We start from the raw sequence: 9,032 nt of genomic DNA on the forward strand, positions 1-9,032 counted from the left end.
GCCCATGGGCGCCGGGCCCATGGGCGCCGGGCCCATGGGCGCCGGGCCCATGGGCGCCGATCCCATGGGCGTAGGCAGGGCGGCCGTGGTGCCTGTCGTGCCCGGCGTCGCCGGCGTGCCCGGCGTCGCCGTCCTCGTCGCCGAGGATTTCGGCTGCCTCGATCGAGGTGATCGGCAGCACCTCCGTGGCTCCGTACGTCACATGGATCCGCGCCTTCTCGTCGAGTACGCCGCGCAGCGCGGCCACGACCGCGTCGGGCACCGGGGCTCCGCCGGAGACCACGCAGCGCAGGTCGGTCAGCGGGTGGCGGCCCCGGGCGGCGGTGCCGGTGAGGTGTCCGGCCAGGTTCCGCAGGAGGGCGGGCGAGGCGAACATGGTGGTGACGCGGAATCGTTCCAGCGCGTCCACGAGCAGGGCCGGGTCCGCCTGGGCGACCCGGGCGGGGGCCAGTGGTGCGAGGACCAGGGTGGAGCCGTAGACCAGGTCGAGCACCCCGTAGAAGGGGAGCGTGACCAGGGAGACGTCGTCGCGGGTGCGGCCGTGGACGGCTTCTATCTGGCGGGCGATGGACAGCGCCATGCGGTGGGTGTACTCGACTCCCTTGGCGGGGCCCGTGCTTCCGGTGGTGAAACCGATCATCAGCAGGTCGTCCCCGCCGGCCGGCGCCGCAGCCGCCCGCTCGGGCACGGCGGTCGCGGGGGTGGCGCGCAGCGCGGCCAGGGTGTGGCCGCGGCCGAGCCTGCGCCGCCCGAGGGTGACGGGTACGCGTACGGCGGCGAAGGTGCGGCGGCCCAGGACGCGTACGAGCTGGGCGAGGGGCGGCCCGATGAACGCCTCGGCGCCCACGGCCCGGTAGCAGTGCAGCATGCGCCGTACGCCCATGCCGGGGTCGACGACGACGGGGACGGCTCCGACGCGGAAGAGGGCGAAGCAGAGCGCGAACAGCTCCGGCCCGGGCGGGGCCATGAGCACCGTCTTGGTGCCGCGGGTGATCCCGGCGCGCAGGAAGCCGCGGGCCAGGGCCTCGACCGTCTGCTGTAGCTCGCCGTAGGTGAGGGTGGCGTAGTCTCCTTCGCCTTCGCCGTCGCCCGTGGGGTGGATGACGGCCGGCTTGTCGGGGAAGGCGCGGGCGTTGCGCTCGAGCCACCCGGCCACGCTGCCCGCATCGGCGGCCGTGCCGGTGGCCGTGTCGGTGGCCGGTCGCTGCTCTACGGCCGGGGCTCCGGTGGACCTGGTACGCGGCACCGGGCTCACCACCCCTCGGGCCGGTAGAGCGCGCACGCCGCGCTGGGGCCGGCGCCGGCCGATACGAACAGGAACTGGTCGTAGTCGTCCCGGCGTACGCCGTCCATCGCCCGGAGGTAGCCGAGGACCGGCGCCGCGGTGTGCGGCTCTCCCCCGGCCTCCCCTGCCCCGGCCTCGTCGTCGCCGTCATCGCCGTCGGCGGTCGCGAACGGGCCGATGACCAGGGTCCGGTCGAGGTCGACGCCGAACTCGGCCGCGTAGTCGGTGACGGCCCGCGCCGCGAACGCGCTCAGCCGCGCCCCGTGCCCCGGCACGCGGCGGACGGTGATCGCCGTCCGCCCGTGCCGGCCCATGGCGGCGGTGTCGAGGTAGCCCTCGACGTCGGTGGGCCGGTCTTCGGTGTAGTGGCGTACGGGCCCGAACCCGGCGGCCGGGTCGGCGCTGCGCTCCAGCAGCAGGGCGCCGGCCAGGTCCGCGTACGGGTAGTCGGGGTCGCGGTCGGCGTCGCCGCCCGGGTGGACGTCGGCCGCCGTGATCAGCAGCCGCTCGGTGCTCCCCGTCTCCAGCAGCGCCTGCCCGACCTGGACGGCGTTGAGCACGCCGCAGGCTCCGTTCATCAGGTCGAAGGAGAAGCCGGCGGCCGGTTCGGGGTCGGCGATGTAGTCGAGGTTGATGCCGACCTCCTTCTGGACCAGGGCCGCCATGGCCGGTTCGAAGGTGTTGTGCTCCCGGTAGACCCCGACGTTGACGAGTACGCCGATCGAGGAGGCCGGTACCCGCGCCCGGGCCAGTGCGCCGCGGGCGGCCCGGCCCGCGAGCTCCACGGCGGAGGCCGGGGCGGACGGCGGCCCCGAGGGCGTCGGCGCGGAGGGAGTCGGCGCGGAGCGGTCCGGCAGGGCGGTGCCGGCCGCGGTGATGACCATGCCCATGGCTCAGACCCCCACGTTCGTGAGCGTCGCGGACAGGGCGCCGGTGACCACGCCGGAGGCGGCCGGCACCAGCAGGAACGTGGCCCCGGGGCGGGCGCTGCCCGCCCTGAGGTGCTCGGCCAGGGTCAGGAAGTGCGAGGTGGTGGCGGTGTTGCCGTACCGCTCGACCACGGAGAGGGAGGCGGGCATGGGAGCGGCGAACTCGGCCTCGGCCGTCTGGTTGGCGTACTCGATGAAGCGGGTGCCGACCTGGTGCTGGATGACGTGGTCGAAGTCCTCGTCGGCGAACTCCCGTCCGCGCTTGGCCAGGAAGTCCCCGTGGAACCGCGGCCACAGCCTGAGCCGGTCGCGGTTGTGCATCTTCTTGTTGTCCGTGTAGAGGGCGATGCCCGGGGTGCGGTCGCTGGGCATGCCCATGCACAGGTGGGAGTACTCGGAGCAGGTCATCAGCTCGACGTAGTGGATGCGGTCGGCGGTGTCGGCGGAGACGTCCAGGACGACGGCGGCCGCCGAGTCCCCGACGGAGAGGGAGGCGAACTGCGGGTCGTAGGAGTCGGTCATCTCGTGTGCGGCGGTCTGCGCGACGCGCGTGGCCTGTTCGCCGCTGACGACCAGGCCGCGCCGCACGGTGCCGGAGCGGATCATCCGGTCGAGCAGCCAGACGCCGGTCATCATGCCGGCGCAGGCGTTGGAGACGTCGAAGTGGATGGCGGAGCGGGCGCCCAGCTCCCTGGCGAGCATGGCGGCGAAGGAGGGCTCGAAGGTGAAGCGGTCGCCGTCCTTGAAGCGGGTGATGGAGGCGGAGATGACGATGTCGAGGTCGTCGGCCCGGTACCGGGAGGAGGCGAGCGCGTCGCGGGCTGCGGCCAGGGCCATCCCGAACGAGTCCTCGCCGGCCGCCGGTTCGGGGTCGTACACGCGGCGTTCGGCGATCCCGGTGATCCTCTCGATGTCCACGTCCCCCAGCCCCGGGACCGTGGCGGCGAGTTGGGGGGTGGTCTGGACTGCTGCCGGCAGGCAGACGCCTAACGCTTCTATTCGGCTGTACGCGGTCGGTGAGGTGGTCGGTGCGGTCGTGCTCATGTGTGTCGCTCTCCGTGGCGGTCCGCCGGGGCATGGGAGTGCCGTGGCGGTGGTTGACAGAGGGATGCAAAGGGCGTCCGGGGAATAACGGACAGCGAAGTTACCGTAGCGTACGGAGATGGCGCCGGGCCGTCAGAGATCCGCAAACCCGGAAGTACCGGTCGAATACCGGCCACTCGCCGCCACCCTGACACCAGGCAGAACCAGGGCCCCCGCCCCTCCGAGCGGCACCCCCGCCCCTCGAAAACCTGTCCGGAACCACCCGGTCCACCCTTGGGTCGCGAAGGAGTGGCGGCTCACCCGGGGCAACAACCCCGGCGGAGGTCTCGCCTCCTCGGCGGCGGACGTCCTCGGCTGGGCCCGGTTCCAGCTCGGCGACGGCCGTGCGGAGAACGGCGAGCGGCTCCTGCCGGCCGGAGATCCGCGAGGCGGCCGACTTCGAGATGCCCGCGGACTGCGAACCGGCCGTCATGGGCCTGCTGCCCGGGGACGGCGACGAGTTCATCGTCATCGCCGGCGCGCTGCGGGGGCAGCGCGGCTTCTTCTCCCGCGACGCGGGCGGCGCCGTCGTCGCCGTCGACCTCGGCGGCCGGATCTTCCACCGGGTGCCCGACGCCTTGGTGTGACAGCGGCTGTCAGCGGCGTGGATGATGATCCCCTCAGTACGGGTCGCGTGCGCCCGACCGGAGTTGGGGGGAGTCGGCCGGTGGCGGCCGCGTCGCGCCGTCCCGTGCTGCTCTCACAGCGTCGTTCTTCGAAGGAAAACCTCTGTTGCGTCCCACTCGTACGACGGTCCTGCTCACCGCGGGCCTCGTCACCCTTCTCGGTGTCCCCGCGGCGGCCGCCGCCGAGACACCGGCCAGTCTCTACGTGAACAACACGGCCGGCGCCAACTGCACCGACACCGGGACCGGTGCGCAGGCCGCGCCCTTCTGCACGGTCTCGGCCGCGGCCATGGCCGTGCAGCCCGGGCAGACCGTGCGGATCAAGCCGGGCAAGGCGTACGCCGGGCACGTCACCGTCAGCCGGTCCGGGCAGCCGGGCAAGCCGATCAGCTTCGTCGCCGACGGGCCGAACGCCTCCGACCAGGTCGACCTCGGGAAGGAGCAGAGCCTGACCGTCAGCGGCGCCTCGCACGTGGTGCTGCGCGGGCTGCGCGTCACCGGAGGCGTCAAGATCACCGGCTCCACCGATGTGGAGCTGGACCGGTCCTACGTCACGGGCCCGGGGCCGCACCCGGTCTCCCTCGTCGTCAACGGGCAGAGCGCGGACGTGCGCGTGACCCGGAGCCACCTGAGCACGACCGCGCAGATCGAGAGCGCGCGGGGCACCGTGCTCAGCCGCAACGAGCTCGAGGGGTACGTGATGCCCGCCGTCGCGGCGTGGGACGCGCCCGGCACGGTCGTCACCAACAACACCCTCAGCCTCGAATGCGAGTCGGCCCTCTCGCTCGACGGCGCCTCCACCGGCTCGGCGGTGTTCAACAACCTGGTCCACCTCGACCCCGACCTGCCCTGCCCGGCGCCCGGTGCGCGCACCGGCATCGTGGTGGCGCAGAGCGCGGCGGCCGACACCCGCGCCGACTACAACCTGATCACCGGCACCGCCGTGGCCGACCGGGTCGCGTACAAGTGGGCCGGCGCCGAGTTCACCACCCAGGCCGCCTTCACGGCCGCCACCGGGCAGGGCGCGCACGACCTCCTGCGGGCCTCGTGGGCGGGGGTGGGCCACGCCCACGCCGGCTCGCCGACGATCGACTCCGGTGACCCGACGGCGCCGGGCGTGCTCCCCACCGACCAGGTGGGGGCGCCGACCTCCGACGACCCCAGGGTCGCGAACACGGGCAAGGACGGCGGGTACGTCGACCGCGGCGCCCGCGAGTCGCGTGACGTCGTCAGCGAGGCCCGGGTCGAGCTCGACCAGGCGTGGGCTCCGGCCGGGACGACGGTCAAGGCGACGGCCTCGGCGAAGACCACCTGGGGCAGCGCCCTCACGTACACCTTCGACTTCGGCGACGGGACGGCCCCGGTCGTCACCAAGGAGCGGACCGCCGGGCACGCGTACGCCTCGCCGTGCGCCTGCGTGGTGACGGTGACGGCGGCGAACGACGCCGGGACGAAGGCGTCCGCGGAGACGCCGGCGAAGGTGACGGCGGCCGGTCCGCTGACCGCGGACTTCACGTCCGAGGCGGTGCTGCCGGACTGGGGCGACCGGACGACGTACGTCGCCCCGCTGACCGTCGCGGTCGACCCGCGGGCCGCCAGCAAGGCGCCCTGGCCCGTCCAGGGTGTGGACGTGGACTTCGGCGACGGCACGACCGAGAGCCGCGCCGGGCTGGAGGCGTTCCGGCACGGCTACGCCCAGCCCGGTGACTACAAGGTCACGGTCACGGTCCGCGACACCAAGGGCGCGGCCTCCACGGCCGTCCGCACCGTCAAGGTCGCCTACGCGGCGTCCGGCTACGTGCCGGTGCAGCCGCACCGCATCCTGGACACCCGTACCACCGGCGCCCCGCTGCAGGGCGGTACGGCCCGGCCCGTGACCGTACCGGTCGTCCCGCAGGAGTCGGGGCCGGGGCACTCGGCCGGCGCGACGGCGGCCGTGCTGAACGTGACCGTCACCGGGGCCACCGAGGACACGCACCTGAGCGTCTGGCCCGCCGGGCAGCCGCGTCCGGTGAGCTCGAACGTCAACGTCCGCGCGGGCGGCACCTCGTCCAACACGGTCACCGTGCCGGTCGGTGCGGCCGGCCAGGTGCTGGCCCAGCTCAATTCGGGCAAGGCCGCGCTCATCGTCGACTTCGTCGGCTACTACCAGCCGAACTCCGGCGACCGGTTCTCCCCGAGCCCCCAGATCCGTCTCCTCGACACCCGTACCACCGGCGGAGCCCTGAAGGGCGGGCAGGCCCGCACGGTCAAGATCGCGGGCAACATCGGCGTCCCGGCCGACGCGACCGCCGTCGCGGTCAACCTGACCAGCACCGGGTCCACGGAGAACGCGCACCTCATCGCCTACCCGTACGCGGTGAGCCGGCCCTCGACGTCCAACCTGAACCCGCAGCCCGGCAAGGACCTGTCCAACCAGGCGATCGTTCCGATCGGTCCGGACGGGACGATCACGCTGTACACCAACACCGGCTCCACCCACGTGATCGTGGACGCGGCCGGCTTCTACTCCGGCAACGGCAGGGCCCTGTTCACCCCGGCCGTCCCCCAGCGCCTCGCCGACAGCCGCACCACCGGCAAGCTCGCCCCGGGAGCCGTCACCGCCCTCACGGGCCTTCCGTCGAACGCGATGGGCGCGGTCGTGAACGTGACCGCGACCGACACCACCGCCCCGGGCTTCCTCAGCGTCACGGGCGACGGCTACGGCCGCCCGGAGACCAGCAGCCTGAACACGCGCCCCGGTGAGACGGTCCCGAACCACGTCACCACGTCCGTCTCCCAGGGCCGTTTCGAGATCTGGAACAGCTACGGCGGCAGCACGCACGTGATCACCGACCTGCTGGGCTACTTCACGTACTAGGCACACGCAGAGCAAACAGGCACCGGAAGCCCCGGCCACCGCGAGAGCGGCGGCCGGGGCTTCCGGCCGTGATGCGCGTGGTGCGCGTGGTGTGCGTGGTGCGTGGTGTGGTGCGGGCGTTCGCTTCAGCGCTGCGCGCGGCGCCGGCGGGAGATGGCCACTCCGGTCAGGCAGATCGCGCCGCCGAGGAGGGTCAGCGGGGCCGGGACCTCGTCCAGGGCCGGCCAGGCGATGAGGATCACCACGGCGGGCACCGCGTACGTGGTCGCGCCCATCTTCCCCGCGGTGGTCCTGGACAGGGCGTACGACCAGGTGGTGAAGGCCAGGGCGGTCGGGAAGAGGCCCAGGTAGAGCATGTTGAGGGTGGCGGCCGGCGGTGCCTCGGGGAGCCGGGTCAGCAGCTGCCAGGCGAAGGGGAGGGTGACGGCGGTGCCGACGAAGCAGCCGTACGCGGTCACCTGGAGCGGGGTCGCGTAGCTCAGCGCCGGCTTCTGCGCGACCACTCCGGCGCCGTAGGCGAGCGCGGCGAGCTCCATGACGGGCAACGTACTCATGGCGCTTGCTCCTGCCCACGCGTTTTCGGGGCGGCGGGCCTCCGGAGGCCTCCGGTCCGGCTCAGCGGGCTTTCGAGGGGGCGGGGGGACAGTGTCGGGAATCTGTTTGCCGTGCTCAGGAGGCTGGCCCATGTCCGCGCCCGTGTTGGAACCGCGCGTGGAGGCACCTCCCGCGCATCAGACCCGCCGATCCCGGCCGGGGCTCGCCCTCGCCGTCATCGCCTCGTGCAACGCGATGATCCAGCTCGACGACGCCATCGTGAACATCGCGCTGCCCGGCATGCGCGCCGATCTCGGGCTGTCGGACGTCGGTTCGTCCTGGGTGCTGAACGCCTATCTGCTCGCCTTCGGCGGTCTGCTGCTGCTCGGCGGGCGGGCCGGCGACATCCTCGGGCGCCGCCGGGTGTTCCTCACCGGTGTGGCCCTCTTCACCGCGGCCGCCGCCGTGCGCGGGCTCGCGTCGGACGTGGAGCTGCTCACCGCGATCCGGGTGGTGCAGGGCGTCGGGGCGGCGCTGGCCGCGCCGAGCGGACTGGCCCTGGTGCTGAGCATGTTCGAGGAGGGTGCGCCGCGCAAGCGTGCGATCGCCGTGTGCACGGCGGCCGGTGCGGTCAGTACGGCCGGCGGGCTGCTGCTGGCCGGCACGCTGTCCGGTCTGAGTTCGTGGCGGTGGGGGCTGCTGCTGAACGTGCCGCTCGGCGTGCTGATCCTGGTGCTCGGGCCGTTGGCGATCACGGAGACCCGCCGCAACCCGGGCCGTTTCGACGTGGCGGGCGCGCTGCTGTCGGCGGTGGGCGCGGCCGCCCTCGTGTACGGGCTGGCGCGTGCGGCGGAGCAGGGGCTGGGCGATGTGCGGGCGCTGGTGTGCGTGGCGGGCGCGGTGGCGGCCTTCGCGGTGTTCGCGGGCGTCGAGCGGCGGGCCGCGCATCCGATCGTGTCGCTGCACCTGTTCCGGTCGCGCAACCGGGTTCTCGCGTATGTGGGGACGCTGGCGGTGCCGGGTTCGATCATGGGTGCGTACTTCTTCCTGAACCGGTACTTCCAGCAGGGGGCGGGCTACGGTCCGCTGGGCGCCGCGGTCGCGCTCACGCCGCTCGCGGCGACGATGGCGGTGATGGCGTGGGCGGCCGTACGGCTGGAGCGACAGGTGGGCCCGCGCTACCTGATGGCGGGCGGCGCCGCCCTGCTGCTGACCGGCAACCTGTGGCTGTCGCAGCTCGGGCCTGGTACCTCGTACGCGGGCGGGATCCTGCCGCCGCTGCTCCTGCTGGGCGCGGGCATGGCCTGCTGTGTGATCCCGCCGACGGTGCTGGCGACGTCCGGGCTGCGGCGCGGGGACGCCGGAGCGGCCTCCAGCATGCTCAACGCCGTGCAGACGCTGGGCGGTTCGCTGGGCCTGGCGATGCTGGTGGCGGTGGCCTCGCGGTCCGGGATGTCCCTGGGCTTCACGGCGGGCGCGGTGTGCGCGGGTGTCGCCCTGCTGGCCGCACTGCTGATCCGTCCGGCCTCGGACGCGAAGGCCGGCCCCGGGGCCTGACACCCCTTCTCCTTCCCTTCCTTGCCCTTCCCTTCCTTGCGGCCCGTGGGGGGGGCCCGGCCCGTTAGGGGGGCGCCCCCCGGGGGGTAGCCCCCCGGGGGGGGGGGGGGGGGGGCGCCCCCGGCGGCAGCCCCGCCCCGGGCCAGGGGGGGTGGCAA

General features: G+C 73.7%; 6 protein-coding genes and 1 pseudogene. 3 read left to right on the plus strand and 4 right to left on the minus strand.

Going from position 1 to position 9,032, the window contains the following annotated elements:
- The 3 genes from ACFWP3_RS40880 to ACFWP3_RS40890 all read right to left on the minus strand — a co-directional run.
- A partial coding sequence (locus tag ACFWP3_RS40880) for an AMP-binding protein (protein ID WP_384231851.1) occupies nt 1-1,246 on the minus strand: 1,246 nt, incomplete at its 3' end.
- Nucleotides 1,247-1,251: 5 nt separating this feature from the next.
- A complete protein-coding gene (locus ACFWP3_RS40885; RefSeq protein ID WP_384231854.1) occupies nt 1,252-2,175 on the minus strand; it encodes a hypothetical protein in 924 nt (307 codons plus the stop codon).
- A 3-nt stretch (nt 2,176-2,178) separates the two neighbouring features.
- Entirely contained in the window at nt 2,179-3,258 is a 1,080-nt protein-coding gene (locus ACFWP3_RS40890; RefSeq protein WP_384231856.1) for a 3-oxoacyl-ACP synthase III family protein, read from the minus strand.
- A gap of 383 nt (nt 3,259-3,641) precedes the next feature.
- Between ACFWP3_RS40890 and ACFWP3_RS40895 the strand changes: the two genes are divergently transcribed.
- Both ACFWP3_RS40895 and ACFWP3_RS40900 read left to right on the plus strand, forming a co-directional pair.
- Nucleotides 3,642-3,884: a hypothetical protein gene (locus tag ACFWP3_RS40895; RefSeq protein ID WP_384231858.1), complete on the plus strand. Its 243-nt coding sequence runs from the start codon at nt 3,642-3,644 to the stop codon at nt 3,882-3,884.
- A gap of 145 nt (nt 3,885-4,029) precedes the next feature.
- Nucleotides 4,030-6,783, plus strand: a complete 2,754-nt coding sequence (locus ACFWP3_RS40900) for a PKD domain-containing protein (protein ID WP_384231860.1) — start codon at nt 4,030-4,032, stop codon at nt 6,781-6,783.
- 125 nt (nt 6,784-6,908) lie between these two features.
- Here ACFWP3_RS40900 and ACFWP3_RS40905 read toward each other — a convergent pair.
- Nucleotides 6,909-7,349: pseudogene (locus ACFWP3_RS40905) on the minus strand (DMT family transporter); the annotation flags it as partial.
- Nucleotides 7,350-7,467: 118 nt separating this feature from the next.
- Here ACFWP3_RS40905 and ACFWP3_RS40910 point away from each other — a divergent pair.
- Nucleotides 7,468-8,874 carry an MFS transporter gene (locus ACFWP3_RS40910; RefSeq protein WP_384231862.1) on the plus strand — a complete coding sequence of 469 codons (1,407 nt, stop codon included), beginning with the start codon at nt 7,468-7,470 and terminating at the stop codon, nt 8,872-8,874.
- The last annotated feature ends 158 nt before the right edge of the window (nt 8,875-9,032 follow it).

It is taken from the genome of Streptomyces sp. NPDC058525 (assembly GCF_042719495.1).
Classification (GTDB): domain Bacteria; phylum Actinomycetota; class Actinomycetes; order Streptomycetales; family Streptomycetaceae; genus Streptomyces.